At 73.3% G+C, this 17,915-nt stretch carries 19 protein-coding genes; 8 read left to right on the top strand and 11 right to left on the bottom strand.

Going from position 1 to position 17,915, the window contains the following annotated elements:
- From A6V29_RS00830 to A6V29_RS00800, 7 genes are all read right to left on the bottom strand, one after another.
- A partial coding sequence (locus A6V29_RS00830) for a cbb3-type cytochrome c oxidase subunit I (protein WP_170977638.1) occupies positions 1-474 on the bottom strand: 474 nt, incomplete at its 3' end.
- 200 nt (positions 475-674) lie between these two features.
- Positions 675-1,154: a hypothetical protein gene (locus tag A6V29_RS00825; RefSeq protein ID WP_137158520.1), complete on the bottom strand. Its 480-nt coding sequence runs from the start codon at positions 1,152-1,154 to the stop codon at positions 675-677.
- A 109-nt stretch (positions 1,155-1,263) separates the two neighbouring features.
- Positions 1,264-2,118 carry a phosphatase PAP2 family protein gene (locus tag A6V29_RS00820; protein ID WP_212718900.1) on the bottom strand — a complete coding sequence of 285 codons (855 nt, stop codon included), beginning with the start codon at positions 2,116-2,118 and terminating at the stop codon, positions 1,264-1,266.
- Between the two features lie 142 nt (positions 2,119-2,260).
- Entirely contained in the window at positions 2,261-3,163 is a 903-nt protein-coding gene (locus tag A6V29_RS00815) for an amino acid ABC transporter permease (RefSeq protein ID WP_137158518.1), read from the bottom strand.
- Complete coding sequence (locus A6V29_RS00810) at positions 3,160-3,810, bottom strand: amino acid ABC transporter permease (protein ID WP_137158517.1); 651 nt, start codon at positions 3,808-3,810, stop codon at positions 3,160-3,162. The genes A6V29_RS00815 and A6V29_RS00810 overlap by 4 nt, the downstream gene beginning before the upstream one ends.
- 89 nt (positions 3,811-3,899) lie before the next feature.
- Complete coding sequence (locus A6V29_RS00805) at positions 3,900-4,784, bottom strand: glutamate ABC transporter substrate-binding protein (RefSeq protein WP_137158516.1); 885 nt, start codon at positions 4,782-4,784, stop codon at positions 3,900-3,902.
- A gap of 24 nt (positions 4,785-4,808) precedes the next feature.
- On the bottom strand, positions 4,809-5,564 hold the full coding sequence (locus tag A6V29_RS00800) for an amino acid ABC transporter ATP-binding protein (RefSeq protein WP_502700043.1): 756 nt from the start codon (positions 5,562-5,564) through the stop codon (positions 4,809-4,811).
- Positions 5,565-5,703: 139 nt separating this feature from the next.
- Here A6V29_RS00800 and miaB point away from each other — a divergent pair, with 139 nt between their 5' ends.
- Positions 5,704-7,179, top strand: a complete 1,476-nt coding sequence (miaB, locus tag A6V29_RS00795) for a tRNA (N6-isopentenyl adenosine(37)-C2)-methylthiotransferase MiaB (RefSeq protein WP_137158514.1) — start codon at positions 5,704-5,706, stop codon at positions 7,177-7,179.
- Here the strand turns inward: miaB and A6V29_RS00790 are convergent.
- Positions 7,176-8,678: a DUF349 domain-containing protein gene (locus A6V29_RS00790; RefSeq protein ID WP_137158513.1), complete on the bottom strand. Its 1,503-nt coding sequence runs from the start codon at positions 8,676-8,678 to the stop codon at positions 7,176-7,178. The genes miaB and A6V29_RS00790 overlap by 4 nt on opposite strands.
- 39 nt (positions 8,679-8,717) lie before the next feature.
- Here A6V29_RS00790 and A6V29_RS00785 point away from each other — a divergent pair, with 39 nt between their 5' ends.
- From A6V29_RS00785 to dapF, 3 genes are read left to right on the top strand one after another with little or no spacing between them, the layout of a single operon-like run.
- Positions 8,718-9,443: a class III extradiol ring-cleavage dioxygenase family protein gene (locus tag A6V29_RS00785; RefSeq protein ID WP_137158512.1), complete on the top strand. Its 726-nt coding sequence runs from the start codon at positions 8,718-8,720 to the stop codon at positions 9,441-9,443.
- The gene (gene miaA / locus A6V29_RS00780; protein WP_170977637.1) at positions 9,440-10,363 is read left to right on the top strand and encodes a tRNA (adenosine(37)-N6)-dimethylallyltransferase MiaA; all 924 of its coding nucleotides are present in this window, start codon (positions 9,440-9,442) and stop codon (positions 10,361-10,363) included. The genes A6V29_RS00785 and miaA overlap by 4 nt, the downstream gene beginning before the upstream one ends.
- On the top strand, positions 10,360-11,232 hold the full coding sequence (gene dapF, locus A6V29_RS00775) for a diaminopimelate epimerase (RefSeq protein ID WP_137158510.1): 873 nt from the start codon (positions 10,360-10,362) through the stop codon (positions 11,230-11,232). Before miaA ends, dapF begins: the two co-directional genes overlap by 4 nt.
- Position 11,233: 1 nt before the next feature.
- Here dapF and A6V29_RS00770 read toward each other — a convergent pair whose 3' ends face one another.
- A complete protein-coding gene (locus A6V29_RS00770) occupies positions 11,234-11,455 on the bottom strand; it encodes a hypothetical protein (RefSeq protein WP_137158509.1) in 222 nt (73 codons plus the stop codon).
- A 54-nt stretch (positions 11,456-11,509) separates the two neighbouring features.
- Positions 11,510-12,802: an MFS transporter gene (locus A6V29_RS00765; protein WP_137158508.1), complete on the bottom strand. Its 1,293-nt coding sequence runs from the start codon at positions 12,800-12,802 to the stop codon at positions 11,510-11,512.
- A gap of 68 nt (positions 12,803-12,870) precedes the next feature.
- On the opposite strand from A6V29_RS00765, the gene A6V29_RS00760 reads away from it, so the two are divergent.
- The 4 genes from A6V29_RS00760 (at position 12,871) to A6V29_RS00745 (ending at position 16,769) form a co-directional block, all read left to right on the top strand.
- Positions 12,871-13,398 carry an ArsR/SmtB family transcription factor gene (locus A6V29_RS00760; RefSeq protein ID WP_212718898.1) on the top strand — a complete coding sequence of 176 codons (528 nt, stop codon included), beginning with the start codon at positions 12,871-12,873 and terminating at the stop codon, positions 13,396-13,398.
- A gap of 64 nt (positions 13,399-13,462) precedes the next feature.
- Positions 13,463-14,914 (top strand): GTPase HflX, encoded by a 1,452-nt coding sequence (hflX, locus tag A6V29_RS00755; RefSeq protein ID WP_170977636.1) that lies wholly within the window; start codon positions 13,463-13,465, stop codon positions 14,912-14,914.
- Positions 14,915-14,977: 63 nt separating this feature from the next.
- On the top strand, positions 14,978-15,700 hold the full coding sequence (locus A6V29_RS00750) for a phosphatase PAP2 family protein (protein WP_249932900.1): 723 nt from the start codon (positions 14,978-14,980) through the stop codon (positions 15,698-15,700).
- A complete protein-coding gene (locus A6V29_RS00745; RefSeq protein ID WP_249932899.1) occupies positions 15,672-16,769 on the top strand; it encodes a hypothetical protein in 1,098 nt (365 codons plus the stop codon). Before A6V29_RS00750 ends, A6V29_RS00745 begins: the two co-directional genes overlap by 29 nt.
- Positions 16,770-16,776: 7 nt before the next feature.
- Here the strand turns inward: A6V29_RS00745 and lexA are convergent, their stop codons facing one another.
- Entirely contained in the window at positions 16,777-17,544 is a 768-nt protein-coding gene (gene lexA, locus A6V29_RS00740; RefSeq protein WP_137158506.1) for a transcriptional repressor LexA, read from the bottom strand.
- Positions 17,545-17,915: the final 371 nt, after the last annotated feature.

Genomic DNA, 17,915 nt, shown 5'->3' with positions numbered 1-17,915 from the left:
CTCGATGTTCGACAACGGCGCGTACGCCGTCCAGCCGAAGTCCGGCGCCCCACCCGGGGTCAGCAGGCTGGACACCACGATCAGCGACCCGAACAGGAACAACCAGAACGACAACGCGTTCAGCCGCGGGAACGCCACATCCGGCGCACCGATCTGGATCGGCATGATCAGGTTGCCGAACGCGAAGAACAACGGCGTCGCGAACATCAGCAGCATCAACGTGCCGTGCATCGTGAACAGCTGGTTGTACTGCTCCGGCGACAAGAACTGCAGCCCCGGCCGCCCCAGCTCCGCCCGGATCAGCATGGCCATCAGGCCACCCAGGATGAAGAAGCCGAACGAGGCCGTCATGTACATCAGGCCGATGGTCTTGTGGTCCGTGGTCCGCAGCAGGTTCGACAGCCGCGAACCCTTGCTCGGCATCTGGGCCGGGCTCGGCCGGCTGACGATCGGCTGGGGGGCGATGGCGGTCATACGACGCCTCCCTCGTGCGTAAGGGCGGGCGTCCGCCTGTCGTCGGTACAGCTGTCGGACATTTCGCCCCCGGACCTCGGCCACTGGGTGCGCTCGGCAACCGTGAGCGCCCCGTCCATCGTGGCCCATCGCGACCGGTTGGGAAACCGGGGGGTGGGGCGCGTCGCGGAAGGCGGTGGGGTAGGGGGGCTCCGGGGCGGTCAGCCCGCGGCGCGCCAGACGGTCAGGTCGACGGCGACCCCGCCGGGTGCGTCGTCGTCGGGCACCAGCCAGGCGCCGTCGCGCGGCTGGCCCTGGGCCAGCCACCGGGCGATGTCGGCGTCGACGTCCAGGTGCGCGTCCCCGGCCGGGCTGCCGGCCGGACCCAGGAAGGTCACGTCGATCTCGCTCGCGTCGGCGTGGCGCAGCACCACCCGGCAGCGCGACCGGCGGTGCCGCGCGGGGGGCACCGCCTCGCGGACGACCGCGGACTCCGCCCCGGCCGCGGCGGCGAAGTCGGTCGCCGCGCGGCGGAGCCGGGCGACGAACCGCTGAGCCGGGTCCACCGAGGAGTCAGGGGTGGCGATGGCCAGGGCGAGCGCGCCGGCGCTGGCGACGGTCTCGATCGACATCGTCGTGTCGATGGCGGTGCGCGGAACGGGAGGAAGGCTGCGGCGCCGGCCGGCGTGGATGGTCTCCATGGTGCGGCCAGTCTCGCGAGGCGCACCCCCGGCGTGTCGGGGGACGCGCCGACCGTGGGACGACTGAGACAGGCGAGGTCGGTCAGGCCGCGGGACGCCTGCTCGCCGGTCAGGCTGCGACGGGTAGCGCGCCGTCGTCAGCCCGTGCGGCCGTCCGCTGCTCGGGCCAGCGGACCACGGTGGAGCGGATCACGAGCACGGCCGCGGCGCCCGCGGCCAGCACGACGAGGCCGGCCAGGACGTCGAGCAGGTAGTGGTTGCCGGAGCCCATGACGACGAAGAAGGTGCTCAGCGGGTAGGCCACCCCGACGACGCGCACCCAGGTGCGGCGGGCCAGGAACAGCAGCACCAGGCCGCACCAGACCGCCCACGCGCAGTGCAGCGAGGGCATCGCGGCGAACTGGTTGGAGATCGCGTCCGAGCCCGGCGTCCCCGACTCCGGCCACCACCCCCAGGTCGAGGTCTGGCTCATCACGTCCACGAAGCCTTCGTCGCGGAGCAGCCGGGGCGGTGCGGTGGGCAGCCAGTAGAAGCCGATGAGCGCCAGCGCGGTGGTGAGCATGAGGATGCCGCTGACCATCCGGTAGCGAGCCGGCCGCCGGAAGAAGAGCCAGGCCAGCACGGCCGGCGTGACCAGGAAGTGCAGCGTCGCGTAGTGCAGGGCCACCGCGGCGGAGAGCACGTCGATGCCGTGCACCCACTCGTTGAGCCCGCGTTCCACGGCCAGACCCCAGGTGTCCTCGAGCGCCAGGATCTCCCGGCCGTTGCGGTAGGCGCGGCCGACGACGTCACCGACGCTGTTGCGGACCAGGGAGTAGACGCCGTACAGCAGGCCGATGAGGGCGACCTCCACCCACCACCGGGGACGGGACGGGACGCGGGTGGTGGGGACCGTTCCCGGGCGGGGAGTCGCGACCGCGGAGGGCGGCTGCTCCACCAGGACGCCGGAGGGCGAAGCGGTCACGATCCATGTCCCTCTCGTCGGTGAGCGAGTCCTCTTCTCCATCGGACGGCAGCGCGGGGAGCTTGACCTGGGCGGGGAGGACGACGGCCCACGCTGGCGCACCGCCGGGGACGTGCCTAGCGGATTTCGACCCGCAGCGGGGTCATGCGCCGCCTCCCACGGGCACGTTCCCGCCCGCGTCGGTCACCTCGGCCACCGCGGCGGACTTCCGTCCTTGCCGGGCCTCGATGTAGGTCGCCAGCCGGCTCAGGGCGTAGTTGATCGCGATGAACAGCAGCGCGATGAAGATGAACGTCTGGATCGGGTTGGACAGGTTGCGCTGGATGCGCTGCCCCTGGCTCAGCAGCTCCGGGTAGTTCGCGATGAAGGTGACCAGCGAGGTGTCCTTCAGCACGACCACCAGCTGGCTGATGATCGCCGGCAGCATGGTGCGGAACGCCTGGGGCAGCAGCACGTACCGCATCGCCTGGGCGTTCGTGAGCCCGGCGGCCAGCGCCGCCTCCCGCTGCCCGCGAGGGAGGGAGGCGAGCCCGGCACGGACGATCTCGGCGAAGATCACCATGTTGTAGGCGGTCAGCCCGAGGATGAGTCCCCAGAACACCTGGCCGCCCGGCCAGTCGCGCATGTCCACGCCCACGGTGGGGAGCACCCGGACGCCGAAGTAGATGAGGATGACGACGGGCAGTCCGCGGAACAGTTCGACGAGCCCGACCAGGGGCAGTCGCCCGATGCGGCCCAGGGAGATGCGGGCGACCGCGATGAGCGTGCCGAGGACGACCGACAGCACCATGGCCACCGCGGCGGCCTTGATGGTGTTCACGATGCCCACCCGGACCAGTCGCCAGACCGCGTCGAAGGACGGATCGGACGGATCGATCCACGGGCCCCACTTCTCCATGGAGAACTGGTCCTGGTCGGCGAGGCGCCGCACGACGAGGTAGGCGAGGTAGAGCAGGACGAGGACGGCGAGGACCGTCCCGATCGCGGTGCGCCGTCGGCCCTTGGGGCCCTGCGCGTCGTAGAGGACGGTCTCCTGCTGGCTCATCGGGCGATCGCCACCTTCCGCTCGATGATCTGCAGGATGGCCCCTGCGGGCAGGGTGATCACCAGGAAGCCGATGGCCACGCCGGTGAAGATCGGCAGGGTCTCCAGCCCGCGCGCGCTGACCAGCGTCTGGCCGGTGCTCCACAGGTCTCCGCCGACCCCGAAGGCGCCGACGACGGCGGAGTTCTTGAACATCGCGATGATCACGCTGCCCAGCGGCGGGACCACGGTGCGCAGCGCCTGGGGGAGGACGACGTAGCGCAGGCTCTGGCCGAACTTGAGGCCGATCGAGCGCGCCGCCTCCGCTTGGCCGGCGGGCACCGAGTTGATCCCCGAGCGCACCGCCTCGCAGACGAAGGCCGAGGTGTAGAGGACCAGCCCGAGCACGCCGAAGAAGAAGAACGACCTGTTGATCCCGATCTCGGGCAGGCCGAAGGCGGTGGCGAAGAGCACCACCGACAGCGGGGTGTTGCGGAAGGTCGTGACCCAGAACAACCCGAAGGCCCGCAGGGGCGGAATGGGGGACACGCGGCAGGCGGCGATGGCGATGCCGAGCACGAGTGATCCCAGGAGCGCCCACAGGATGATGCTCAGCGACGTCAGGAAGCCCTCGAAGAACAGATCGAGGTTGTCGAGGACCGGGCCCACGTGCTCTCCCTCGGGGCTCTGCTGGACGGTGGGGACGGTGGGGCCGCGACCGGCCGGCGTGGCCGGCCGGTCGCGGACCGCTCAATCGGTCAGGCGCAGGCGTCGAACTCGGGCAGCTTCGGGGTCTCGGTGCCCTCGACCTGCCCCGCGGTGGCCGCCCAGGCCTCCTCGTAGGCGTCCTCGTTGTCGCGCAGCGTCTCGTTGATGAACTCGCAGAACTCGACGTCGCCCTTGGTGATGCCGATGCCGTACGGCTCCTCGGTGAACTGCTCGCCGACCAGCTTGAAGGCGCCGTCGGACTCCGCCACGAAGCCGAGCAGGATGACGTTGTCCGTGGTCACCGCGTCCACCTGGCCGTTGCGCAGCGCGTCGGCGCACTGCGAGTACTCGTCGAAGAGCACCAGCTGCCCGGGGTCGGCCAGGTACTCGCGGATCTGCTCCGAGGGGGTGGAGCCGGTGACCGTGCAGACCGTCGCGTCCGGGTTCTCGGTGAACGACTCGGGGCCGGTGATCGTGTCGTCGTCCTCGGCGACCATGATCTGCTGGCCGGCCTCGTAGTACGGGCCGGCGAACGAGATCCGCTCCTTGCGGGCGTCGTTGATCGTGTAGGTCGCCACGACCATGTCGACGTCGTCGTTCTCGAGGACCTCCTCGCGCACCGCCGAGGGCGCCTCGACCCACTCGATGTCCTCCGGGGCGATGCCCAGCGCGCCGGCGATGATCTTGGCCACCTCGACGTCGAAGCCCTCGAGCTCGCCCTCCAGGTTCTCCAGGCCGAACCCGGGCTGGTCGAACTTGGTGCCGACCCGGATGGTGCCGGCCTCCGCGAGCCGGGCCATCGTCGTGCCCTCCTCGAACTCGGGGGCGTCGGCGACATCCGGCTCAGGGGTGTCGTTGTCGTCGCCACCGCAGGCGGACAGGACGAGGGCGGCGACGGTGAAGGTGGCGGCGAGGGTGCCGCGACGGAAGCTCATGGGATTTCCTCTCGGTCGGTCGGATCAGTGGGTGAGGATCTTGGACAGGAAGTCCTTGGCGCGGTCCGACGTGGGCGCGGTGAAGAAGGTCTCCGGCACGCCGGTCTCGACGATGCGGCCGCCGTCCATGAACACCACGCGGTTGGCCGCCTTGCGCGCGAAGCCCATCTCGTGGGTGACGACGACCATGGTCATGCCGTCCCGGGCCAGCGACGTCATGACGTCGAGGACCTCGTTGATCATCTCCGGGTCCAGGGCGGAGGTGGGCTCGTCGAAGAGCATCACCTTGGGTTCCATGGCCAGCGCCCGGGCGATCGCCACGCGCTGCTGCTGGCCACCGGAGAGCTGAGCGGGGTACTTGTCGGCCTGGGCGGTGACGCCCACCCGCTCGAGCAGTTCGCGGGCCCGCTTCTCGGCGTCGGCCTTCGCCAGCTTGCGCACCTTCATCGGGCCGAGGGTGACGTTCTCGAGGATCGTCTTGTGCGCGAACAGGTTGAAGCTCTGGAAGACCATGCCGACGTCGCTGCGCAGCTTCGCCAGCTCCTTGCCCTCCTCGGGCAGCCGCCGGCCGTCGATGGTGATCTCGCCCTTCTCGATGCCCTCGAGTCGGTTGATCGTGCGGCACAGGGTCGACTTGCCCGACCCCGAGGGGCCGATCACCACCACGACCTCGCCCCGGTCGATGGTCAGGTCGATGTCCTGCAGGACGTGCAGTTCGCCGAACCACTTGTTGACGCCGGACAGGCGTACGAGCGGTTCTCCGTTCGGACGGCTGGTCACCCTGGGGACCCTAGGGGTCATCGGACGCGGTGAAGGAACAGCGTCATCACGAAGACGTAACGAAGGGCGATCGTTCGCCCGTCCGGGGCAACGGTGGTCGGCCAGGAAGCCGCGGGCGGGGCCGTACCCTCGGTCTGTCATGGAGAGCCCCGCCGAGAGCACCGCGCGCACCTACCGGGTGCGCACCTACGGGTGCCAGATGAACGTGCACGACTCCGAGCGGCTGTCCGGCCTGCTCGAGGAGGCCGGGTACACCGCCGCGCCGGAGGACGGCGACGCCGACGTCGTCGTCCTCAACACCTGCGCGGTCCGGGAGAACGCCGACAACCGCCTCTACGGCAACCTCGGCCACCTCCGGCCGGTGAAGGCGGCCCGTCCCGGCATGCAGATCGCCGTCGGCGGGTGCCTGGCGCAGAAGGACCGCGGCGAGATCGTGCGCCGCGCCCCGTGGGTCGACGTCGTCTTCGGCACGCACAACGTGGGGTCGCTCCCGGCGTTGCTGGACCGCGCGCGGCACAACGCCGAGGCGCAGGTGGAGATCGTGGAGTCCCTCGAGGTCTTCCCGTCGACGCTGCCGGCGAAGCGGGACTCCGCCTACTCCGGCTGGGTCTCGATCAGCGTCGGCTGCAACAACACCTGCACGTTCTGCATCGTCCCGGCGCTGCGCGGCAAGGAGAAGGACCGCCGTCCCGGCGAGATCCTGGCCGAGGTGCAGGCGCTGGTGGACCAGGGCGTCCTCGAGGTGACCCTGCTCGGGCAGAACGTCAACGCCTACGGCGTGGAGTTCCGGGAGCGGGGCGCGTTCGCCGACCTGCTCCGCTCGGCCGGCCGGATCGACGGCCTGGAGCGGATCCGCTTCACCAGCCCGCACCCGCGAGAGTTCACCGACGACGTGATCGAGGCGATGGCCGAGACGCCCGCGGTCTGCCACCAGTTGCACATGCCGCTGCAGAGCGGCTCGGACGAGGTCCTGCGCCGGATGCGCCGTGGCTACCGGCAGGAGCGCTACCTCGGGATCATCGACCGCGTCCGGGACGCCATGCCCGACGCCGCGATCACCACCGACATCATCGTGGGCTTCCCCGGCGAGACCGAGGCCGACTTCGAGCAGACCCTCGAGGTCGTGCGGCAGGCGCGGTTCGCCAGCGCCTTCACCTTCCAGTACTCCAAGCGCCCCGGGACGCCGGCGGCCGAGATGGACGACCAGCTGCCCAAGGAGGTCGTCCAGGAGCGCTACCTGCGGCTGACCGCGCTGCAGGAGGAGATCAGCTGGGCGGAGAACCGGGCGCAGCTCGGCCGGACCGTCGAGCTGCTCGTCGCCGCCGGGGAGGGGAGCAAGGACGCCGCCACCGGTCGGCTCTCCGGCCGGGCGCGGGACGGCCGGCTGGTGCACTTCACGGCTGTCGACGGCGTCCGGCCCGGCGACGTCGTCGAGACCGTCGTGACCGACGCCAAGCCGCACTTCCTGGTCGCCGACGGCGCGCTGCTCTCCCACCGGCGGACGCGGGCGGGCGACGCGAGCGAGGCGGGCACCCGCCCGACCACCCCGGGCGTCTCGCTGGGGATGCCGCGCATCGGCGTCCCCGAGCCGCTCGCTCCTGCTCCGAGCTGCTAGCGGCGGGCGGACTTCTCCGCCTCGGCCAGCCATTCCTGTCGGGTGGCCAGGTTGGCCTTCGCCTCGTCGATGCGCCGCTGGTCGCCGGCTGCCTCGGCCTTGGCCAGCTGCTCCTCGGCCTTGGTGACGGCGGCCCGCATGGAGGTGACCATCGGGTTCTCCGGCGCGGTGCGGATCCGACCGGCGTCGGCGGCGCCGCGCACCTTCTGCTCCACGGCCTGCATCCGGTCCTCGAGCTGCCGCATGGCCCCGCGCGGCACGTGCCCGATGGCGTCGTAGCGCTCTTGGATCTTGCGCAGCGCGTTCTGCGCGCCGCGGAGGTCCTTGGCCGGGTCGAGCTTCTCCGCCTCGACCAGCAGCTCCTCCTTGAGCTTCTGGTTGGCCTGCTCCTCGCTGCTGCGCGCCTTGTCCGACTCGGTGCGGGCGGCGAAGAAGACGTCCTGCGCCGCGCGGAACTGCTTCCACAGGTCGTCGTCGCCGTCCCGGCCGATGCGGGGGATCTCCTTCCAGCGCTCCATGAGCCCGCGCATCGCCGCGCTGGTCGGCCCCCACTCGGTGGAGGTCGAGAGCCGCTGCGCCTCCTTGATGAGCTCCTGCTTGGCCGCCCGCGCCTCGCCCTTCTGGGCGTCGAGCTGTGCGAAGTGGGCGCCGCGACGGCGGCCGAAGGCGTCCCGCGCGGCGGCGAAGCGCGACCACAGCGCCTCGTCGGTCCTGCGGTCGATGCCGCGGATGGTCTTCCACTCCTCGACGATCGCCTTGAGCCGGTCGCCGGCGGCCTTCCAGGAGGTCGACTCGGCGGCGATCTTCTCCGCCTCCTCGGCGAGCGCCTCCTTGCGGGCGATCTGCGCGGCGCGGGCCGCGGCCTTCTCCGCCCGGAACTCGGCGGCAGCCGAGTCGGCGGTGTCGACCATCGCGCGGGCGCGGGCGGCGAGGCCCTCGAGGTCGCCGACGGCGGCGGCGGTCGGGATGGACTCGGCCAGCGCCTGCGCCTTGGTCTTGATCTCGGACGGGTTCCCCGTGTGCGCCTTGAGCCGCGCCTCCAGCAGCGACACCTCGGTGGCGAGGTCGTCGAACCGGCGGGCGTAGTGCGCCAGCCCGGCGACCGGCTCACCGGCCTGCCACGAGCCGACCAGCCGCTCGCCGTCGGAGGTGCGGACGTAGACGTTGCCCTCCTCGTCGACCCGGCCCCACTGGGTGGGGTCGCCCACCGGCTCGGCCTGGGGGGCGAGCGCGGCGGGGGACGGGACCGCGGGGGACGGGACGGCGGGCGCCGGGACCAGGGGCGCCGGGCTCGGGGCGGTGCCGGTCTCGTCGGCGGCCGGTTCCCCGGTCGGGTCGGCGAGGGCCGCCTGCTCGGGCGTCGGGGCGGCGGGGGTACCGGCCTCCGGCGTCACCGCTGCCGTCGTCGCCTCCGCCTCCGCGATCGCCGCGTCGGGGGACTCCACAACCGGTGGAGTGGCCTGCTGCGCCCCGTCGACGGGGTGGTCCGTGCTCGACACCCCGGCAGTGTCCCACGTCGCATCGGGAACACTGAGGGTGTGAGCGCTGACCGTGGGGGACCGACCACCTCGCCCACGACCGGCGGCGTCACCGTCGCGTTCTGCCCGGCCCCGCCCCTGCTGCTCCCCGCCGTCGAGGGCGCACCGGACGCCGACACCGCCGCGCTGCGGCGGGCGTGCGCGGACGCGGTGGCCGCCATGCTCGCGTTCCACACCGACGTGGTGGTCGTCGTGGGCGCCGGCCCGCCGGCCGGTGTGGGGTTCGGCGACGGCGACGCCGGTGACCTCCGCGGCTTCGGCGTCGAGCTGGAGCTCCCGTTCAGCTCCCGGTCCCGGCCCGGCGGACGACGCGTGCCGCTCCCGCACCTGCTGGGCGCCTGGCTGCTGGACGAGGCCGGGTACGCCGGGACGCGGGTGGGCGTCGGCCCCGCCGACCTCCCCGAGGTGCTGCGGTCGCTGCCCGGACCGGTCGGGGTGCTCGCGATGGGCGAGGGCTCCGCGCGGCGCAGCGTCAAGGCGCCGGGTTACCTCGACGACGCCGCCGCCCCGTTCGACGCGCACGTGGCGGCCGCGCTCGACGCCGGCGATGCGGCAGCGCTCGCGGCGCTGGACCCGGCGGAGGGGGAGCGGCTGCTCGCCGCGGGCGTCCCGGTCTGGCGCGCGGTCGGCGCCGCCCTGGCCGGGCGGGAGATCAGCGCCCGGCTGCACGCCGACGTCGCCCCGTTCGGCGTCGGCTACCTGGTGGCGGACTGGGCCGTCACGTGAGCGAACCGCCCCCGGTGGTGGCGGTCGTGGGGCCCACGGCCACCGGCAAGACCGCGCTCGCCGTCGGGCTGGCCCACCGCTTGGGCGGGGAGGTGGTGAACGCCGACTCGATGCAGCTCTACCGCGGGATGGACATCGGCACCGCCAAGCCCGACCTCGCCGAGCGCCAGGGCGTGCCGCACCACCTCCTGGACCTGTGGCACGTACGCGAGCCGGCGTCGGTGGCCGAGTACCGGCGGCAGGCTCGCGCGGAGATCGATCGGCTGCGGGCCGCCGGCGTCGTACCGCTGCTGGTCGGTGGATCGGGTCTCTACGTCCGCGCCGTCCTCGACGAGCTCGACTTCCCGGGTACCGACGCCGCCGTGCGGGCCCGTCTGACCGACGAGCTCGCCGCGGTCGGTCCCGGCGTGCTGCACGCCCGGCTGGCCGCGGTCGACCCGGCCGCCGCGGCGGCCGTTCTCCCCAGCAACGGCCGCCGGATCGTGCGCGCGCTGGAGGTCGTCGAGATCACCGGCCGCCCGTTCGCCGCCACGCTGCCGGAGCCGGCTCCGCACTACCCGGCGGTGGTGCTGGGCCTGGACCGGGAACCCGCCGAGCTCGACGCGCGGATCGCCGAGCGGGTCGACCGGATGTGGGCTGCGGGCTTCGTCGACGAGGTGGCGGCGCTGGCCGACGACGGGCTGCGCGAGGGGCCGACGGCGTCGCGCGCGCTCGGCTACGCCCAGGTGCTGGCGCAGTTCGACGGAACGCTCACCGCGGCCGAGGCGCGCGAGCGCACCGTCAGCGGCACGCGGCGCTTCGTCCGCCGGCAGCGCTCCTGGTTCCGCCGCGACGCGGCCACCACCTGGCTGGACGCGGCCGACCCCGGCGTGGTCGACGCGGCGGCGGCGGTGATCGCCGACCGTACGATCGGGCGGTGACCGCCACCCCCCGCGTCCTGATCGGGCACGGCACCGAGAACGACTTCGTCGTGCTGCCCGACCCCGACGGCTCGGTGTGGGCTGGGAACCGGCTCGACGCCGCCATGGTGCGCCGGCTGTGCGACCGGCGTGCCGGTCTGGGTGGCGACGGCGTCCTGCGGCTGGTGCGCACCGAGCACGTGCCCGATGCCGCGGCCGCCCTCGGCGCGGACCTGGCCGCCTGCGAGTGGTTCATGGACCACCGCAACGCCGACGGGTCCTACGCCGAGATGTGCGGCAACGGCATCCGGCTGTTCCTGCACGCGCTGGTCGAGGAGGGGCTCGTCGACCGCGCGGCCTGCACCGACGGGCTCCTGGTCGGCACCCGCGGCGGCCCCCGACGGGTGGGCGCCGCCCCCGAGGGCGGCTACTGGGTGGACATGGGTCCCGCGCGGGAGTTCGGCCGGGGCGCCGCGGAGCTCGGCGGCCGCACGTTCCCGGGGCTCGCGGTGTCGATGGGCAACCCGCACCTCGCCGCGCTCACCGACGTCGACGTCGACACGCTGGACCTCACCGCGAAGCCGCGGGTCGACGAGGAGCTCTTCCCCGACGGCGTGAACGTCGAGCTGATCAACGTCCTCGAGCCCGGCGCGCACATCCGGCTGCGGGTGTTCGAGCGGGGCGTGGGGGAGACCCGCTCCTGCGGAACGGGCGCCTGCGCCGCGGCCTACGCCGCGCTCGTCGCCGAGGGGCGCCGGGAGGGAACCGTCGTCGTCGACGTCCCCGGGGGCCGCCTGTCGGTGCGGATCGACGCCCGGACGACGGTGCTCACCGGCCCGGCCGTCCTGGTGTCGACAGGTGCCCTGGCCCGGGAGTGGCTCGCGGCCTGAGCTAAGGCCGGTCGGGGGTGTCGGCCCGGCTCTCCGGGTCGTCGGTCGGGGCCTCGGGCTTGTCGCCGGGCCCGACGTTGCCGGTGCCGCGCGGGGCGCCGCGCCCGGTGTCCTGGTCGGCGCCGCCGAAGGGGTTGCGGGGCGGGTCGAGCCCCGCCGGGTCGCGGCCCGGGTCGTCGAGTTCGTCGTAGGCGCCGAGCTTGCCGGATCCGCTGTCGCTCATCGGGGGGCCTCCTCGTGTGGTGCGTCGTCCGCCCCTACCCGGCCGGTACGGCGGTCACCCGTGGGAGCCGGCGGCCGTCGGGAGCTGGGTGGGGACCGCACCGGCGTCCCACTCGTCGGGCAGCTCCCGCATGCCGAGCAGCGGACCGGTGACGACCCAGACGACGGCCAGCGCCTGCCCGGCCACCCCGACCCAGAGGGTGGGCAGCACGCCGATCCAGGTGCCGAGGACGCCGCCCAGCAGCCCGCCCAGCGGCATGGTGCCGAAGACGAGGAAGCGGACCGAGGCGTTCATCCGGCCCAGCAGCGCGGGCGGGCACAGGCGCTGCCGGAAGCTGACCTGGACGACGTTGTAGGCGACGACCGCCCAGCTGAACCCGAACATGCCGAGGACGAGCAGCGGCTCGGCGGGCTCCACGGCGGCGGCCAGCGGCGTGAGCGCCGCGAAGGGCAGCATGAGCAGGGCGGTGAGCGGGATGGCGCGGCCCTCGCCGACGAGCGCGGCGAAGCGGGCCGCGGTCACCGCGCCGACCAACCCGCCCGCGGCACCCGCGGACAGCACGAGGCCCAGGGCGCTCTCGTCGATGCCCAGCGTCCGCAGCGCGAAGAGCACCAGCAGCGCGCCCGACATGGACGTGAAGAGGTTGGCGGTGCCGGTGCACGCGACGATCCGCCGGAGCAGCGGGTGGCGGAGGACGAAGGAGAGCCCCTCGGCGATCTCGGCACGCAGCCCGCGCCGGGTCGAGGGGTCGGGCACCTCGTCGACGTGCCGGATCCGGGTGATGAAGAACGCCGAGAGCAGGAAGGTGACGGCGTTCGCAGCGATGAGCAGGGGAGGGCCCAGGAACCGCAGCAGGACGCCGGTGATGCCCGGGCCGGCGACCTGGGCGACCGCGCGGCTGGCCTCGAGCTTGCCGTTGCCGTCGACGATCTGGTCACGGGCGACCAGCGTGGGCAGGTAGCTCTGGTACGCCACGTCGAAGAAGACGGTGGCGGTGCCGGTGACCGCGGCGACCACGAACAGCTGCGGCAGCGCGAGCAGGTCGAGGAGGTGGGCGATCGGGAGCGAGGCCAGCGCCGCGGCCCGGACCAGGTCGTTGACCATGAGCACCCGCTTGCGGCGCCAGCGGTCCACCCACGCACCGGCGGGCAGCCCGATCACGAGGAAGGCGGCCGTCTCCAGCGCGACGAGGACGCCCATCTCCAGCGGTGTCGCGTGCAGCACGCCGACGGCCAGGACGGGCAGGGCGAGCAGGGTGATCTGCGTGCCCACCTGGCTCACCGATTCCGCCGCCCACAGCTGCCGGAAGTCGTGGTGGCGCCACAGGCTCGGGTGCGCGGTCGTCACCGGAGCAGCGTCCAGGTAGTGATTGGGAAAAGTCAATCACTGAGCGTGCGTCGCCTAGGGTGAGCTGCGTGACGGAGGAGGCCGGCCCGCGGATCCGGGGCGAGCGGCGCCGCGCCACCGACGCGGAGGCCCGCGCCCTGGCCTCCGCCGTCCGGCTGCGGATCCTGCGGCTGTGCTCCGCGGAGGCGCTGACCAACAAGGAGCTCGCCCAGCGGCTCGGGCGCAACCCGGCCACCGTGCTGCACCACGTGCGCACCCTCGCCGACACCGGCTTCCTGGCCGCCCAGCCGCCCAGGCGGGGCACCCGCGGCTCCCGCGAGGTGCCCTACCTGGCGACCGGCAAGAGCTGGCTGATGGACCTCGACGACCGGCCGCCACCGGCCAGGGACCCGCTGCTCGCGGCCTTCCTGGAGGAGGTGTCCGCCGTGGGGGAGCAGCGGCTGTCGAGCTCGCGCCTGGGCCTGCGGCTGGCTCCGGCCGACCTGCAGGAGTTCCGCGACCGGCTGCACGGGCTGCTCGACGAGTTCGCCCGGCGGCCGCAGGACCCCGCGGCCGAGCCGTGGTCGCTGTACCTCGGGATGCATCCGGAGGCGTGAGGTGTTGCACGGGGGGATGACAACTCGCATGACGGCCGCGACCGGCCGTGCCACGCTGGACCCGATGACCACCGCCCCCGAGCACCCGCCGCTCGACGACCAGCCGCGCCCCACCGCTGCGGCGCGCCGGGACGAGCTCGACGACACCACCGGCTCCTACGACCTCGAGGCCCGCGGCGCACTGCGCCGCGTGGCGGGACTGTCCACCGAGCTCGCCGACGTCACCGAGGTCGAGTACCGGCAGCTGCGCCTGGAGCGCGTGGTCCTCGTCGGCGTGTGGACCGAGGGCACCCAGGCCGACGCCGACCGCTCGCTGGCCGAGCTCGCCGCCCTGGCCGAGACCGCCGGCTCGCAGGTGCTGGAGGCGGTCAGCCAGCGGCGGGACAAGCCCGACGCCGCCACGTACGTCGGTTCGGGCAAGGCCGCCGAGATCCGCGACATCGTCGCCGCGACCGGCGCGGACACCGTGATCTGCGACGGCGAGCTGACCCCGGGCCAGCTCAACCAGCTGGAGAAGGTGCTCAAGGTCAAGGTGGTCGACCGGACCGCGCTGATCCTCGACATCTTCGCCCAGCACGCGACCAGCCGGGAGGGCAAGGCCCAGGTCGAGCTGGCGCAGATGCAGTACATGCTGCCCCGGCTGCGCGGCTGGGGTGAGTCGATGTCACGGCAGGCCGGTGGCCGGGTGGCCGGCGGTGGCGGGATCGGTACCCGCGGCCCCGGTGAGACCAAGATCGAGACCGACCGGCGGCGCATCCGGTCCCGGGTGAGCAAGCTGCGGCGGGAGATCGCCGGGATGGCGACGGTCCGGGCCACGCAGCGGGGCAGCCGCGACCGCAACGCGACGCCGAGCGTGGCGATCGCCGGCTACACCAACGCCGGCAAGTCGAGCCTGCTCAACCGGCTGACCGGCGCCGGGGTGCTCGTCGAGGACGCCCTGTTCGCCACCCTCGACCCGACGGTGCGCCGGGCCACCGGCCCCGACGGCCGGGAGTTCACGCTCACCGACACGGTCGGGTTCGTGCGGCACCTGCCACACCAGCTGGTGGACGCGTTCCGCTCGACGTTGGAGGAGGTCGCCGCCGCGGACCTGCTGCTGCACGTGGTCGACGGCTCCGACCCCGATCCGCTCGGCCAGATCAGCGCGGTGCACGTCGTGCTGGAGGAGATCGACGCCTCCGCGGTGCCCGAGGTGATCGTCGTCAACAAGGTCGACGCGATGGACGAGGAGTCGATCCTCACCCTGCGCCAGGCACTGCCGGGCGCGGTCTGGGTGTCGGCGCGGACCGGGCACGGCATCGAGCAGCTCCGCGAGCTGATCGCGGAGCGGCTGCCGCACCCCGACGTCGACGTCGACGTGCTCGTGCCCTACGACCGCGGCGACCTGGTCAACCGCATCCACCGGGACGGCGAGGTGCTCACCGAGGAGCACGAGGCCGCCGGCACCCGGCTGACCGCCCGGGTCGACGGCGCGCTGGCTGCAGCGCTGGAGGAGTTCGCGGCACCTGTCGGCTGATCGTCGCGCGCCGCTCCGGCTCGTCCAGGTCACGGACCGGTCACGGGCCGGTACGGTGAGCCGGTGACGAGCGGCGTGGTGCGCGACGCCGGCCCCGGGGAGAGGACCCGCGGGATGCCGGTCGGACGGCCGTCGTGGTGGGCGATGGTCCTGGCCCTGCTCGTCGGGTGCCTGGTCACCGCCGATCTGCTCACGCTCGGCATCACCGAACGCCTGGACCTGCGCGTCTCCGACGTGGTCCAGGAGTGGGGGCTGGCCGACTCGTCGGCCTATCCGCTCGTCTGGGTCCTCACGCAGGTCGGCGGACGCGTCACGATCCTGGTCGTCCTGGCCGGTCTGGTCGGCTATCTCGCCTGGACCCGGCGGACGGTGCTCCCGATCCTGCGCGTGCTCCTGGCCCTCGTGCTGCTCACCGCGGTCGTGTACGCCCTCAAGCACGGGCTCGGCCGGACCGCGCCCCGGTTCCCGGGTTCCTACTTCTGGCACGACGACGGCCGGTCGTTCCCCTCCGGCCACGTGGCGAACGCCGTGCTCATGTGGGGCGTGGCCCGCTGGCAGGCGGTCGCCTACGGCCTGCCCGCGCGGGTGCAGCGGACCTTCTGGTGGTTGGCGGTCGTCGGCCCGGTGGTCACGGGGCTGTCGATGATCTCGCTGAACTTCCACTGGGTCACCGACGCCGTCGTGGGAGCGGCCGTCGGGCTGCTCCTGCTGGGCGTGGTCCACGCGGTCGACGCCGTGGTCCTGTCACGCTGGGCCGGTGCCCGTGCAGGCCGACAGCCCGCCTAGCGTCCGGCGCCCCCTCGCGTTCGCACGGCTCGGCGCGGCGCTGCTGCTGGGGTGCGCGGTCCCGCTCGTCGCCGCTCCGAGCGCGGCGGCGGAGGAGGCCGGCGCGCCGGCGCCCGAGTCGTTCGTGCGCTGCCAGGTCACCGATCCCGCGCTGGCGGAGATCTCGGGCCTGGTCGATCTCGGCGTCCGGATGGTCGTCATGAACGACGGCGGCGAGCAGGTGAGCGTCTCCCTGCTCGACACCGACTGCCGGGTCGTCGAGACGCGGACCGCCGCGGTCGATCCCTACGACCCCGAGGACCTCGCGCTGGGCGCCGACGGAACCCTGTGGCTGGCCGACATCGGCGACAACAACTCGGTGCGGGAGACCGTGGCCCTCATCGCCCTGCGCCCCGACGACAGCGCCGAGGTCCACCGGCTGACCTATCCCGACGGTGCGCACGACGCCGAGGCGCTGCTCCTGGCCCCCGACGGCACTCCGTACATCGTCACCAAGGAGGTCCTCGGCTCCAGCGGTGTGTACCGGCCCCGCGGCCCGCTGTCCGTCGACGCAACCGTGCCGATGGAGCGGGTGGCCACCGTCAACATGACCCTGACGGGCACTGCTGGCGGGCCGGTCGGGCGCGCGGGCCAGCTGCTGATCACGGGAGGTGCGGTCGCCCCGGACGGTCGGGCGCTGGCGCTGCGCACCTACACCGACGCGTACGTCTGGCCGCTGACCGGCTCCGACGTCGTGGGTGCGCTGGCCGGGACGCCGGTGCGGGTGGCGCTGCCGCCGTCACCGCAGGGGGAGGCGATCAGCTTCACCGCGGACGGCGACCGGCTCGTCGTCGCCAGCGAGGGGGTGCCGAGCGACGTGGTCGAGGTGGCCGTGCCGGACGACTCCGCCTCGACCGACTCCGTTCCGGCCGGCTCTGCCGCCGCGGACGACACGGACGAGAGCGGGCCGGTTCCCACGCTCTCCGAGCTGACCGACTCGGCCGCGGCGACGATCAGCACGGCTGTCATCGCCGCGGCCGTGGCCGGCGCGGTGATCTGGATAGGCGCCCTGCTGCTGCGCCGGCGCTAGTCCGCGGTCAGACCCGGCGCAGCACCGAGACCACGCGACCGAGCACCGTGGCGTCGTCGCCGGGGATCGGCTCGAACGCCGGGTTGTGCGGCAGCAGCCACACGTGCCCGTCGCGCCGCTTGTACGTCTTGACCGTCGCCTCGCCGTCGATCATGGCCGCGACGATCTCGCCGTTCTCCGCGGTGGGCTGCTGGCGCACGACCACCCAGTCGCCGTCGCAGATCGCCGCCTCGATCATCGAGTCGCCGACGACCTTGAGCATGAACAGGGTTCCCTCGCCGACGAGTTCGCGGGGGAGAGGGAAGACGTCCTCCACCGCCTGCTCGGCGAGAACCGGCCCGCCGGCGGCGATCCGGCCGACCAGCGGGACGTACGTGGGCGCCGCGGCCGGCTCGTCGGTGCCGGTCGCCGGTCCGCCGAGCGGTGCGCCGCTGCGCGCGGTGTCGCCGGGGAGCCGGACGTCGAGCGCGCGTGGCCGGTTGGGATCGCGCCGCAGCCAGCCCTTCTTCTGGAGCACCGACAGCTGGTGGGCCACGGACGACGCGGAGGACAGGCCGACGGCCTCGCCGATCTCGCGGACCGAGGGCGGGTAGCCGCGGCGTTCGATGGAGTCGCGGATCACCTCGAGCACCCTGCGCTGCCGCTGCGTCAGGCCGTCGCCGTCCGCGCTGCGGTCGGGGAAGGAGCGCACCGACGCGGTGCCGCCGTCGCCGTCCGTCTCCGTCGACGCGCTACGTGTGCGCCGGCTCTTCGACGTCCCGCTCGTGTCCGCCACGTCTCCTCCTCGCGAGCTGCCGGTGCAGCCGTGCTCGTCTTCTCGCCAGAACCGTAGCGGCGATCGGGCGATTCTTCAAACAGGTGTTCGAAGATTCTGTCGTGTCGGGTGGCTTCTGTCGGACCTGTCCGGTAGACATCGCACAGACGTTCGATTCGAACAGGCGTTCGGACAGATCGACGTGCGAGCCGGGATGCCGGAACGGTCGGGAGGAGTAGTCGTGGGCAGTGTGGCGCGGGCCGTGGTGGAGTTCGACGAGTCGGTGCTGGCGCCGTGGCGCCCGCCGCTGCGGGTCGTCGCGTCAGGGCAGCGCGCGGCCCAGCGCGGGGCGGGGGAGCCCCGGTCGCAGCGGGCGCCCGCACCCCGTCCCG

It is taken from the genome of Blastococcus sp. CCUG 61487 (assembly GCF_005222955.1).
Lineage (GTDB): Bacteria > Actinomycetota > Actinomycetes > Mycobacteriales > Geodermatophilaceae > Blastococcus.
The sequence above is the reverse complement of the archived record's forward strand: the minus strand, read 5'-3'. Positions and strand labels throughout refer to the sequence as shown.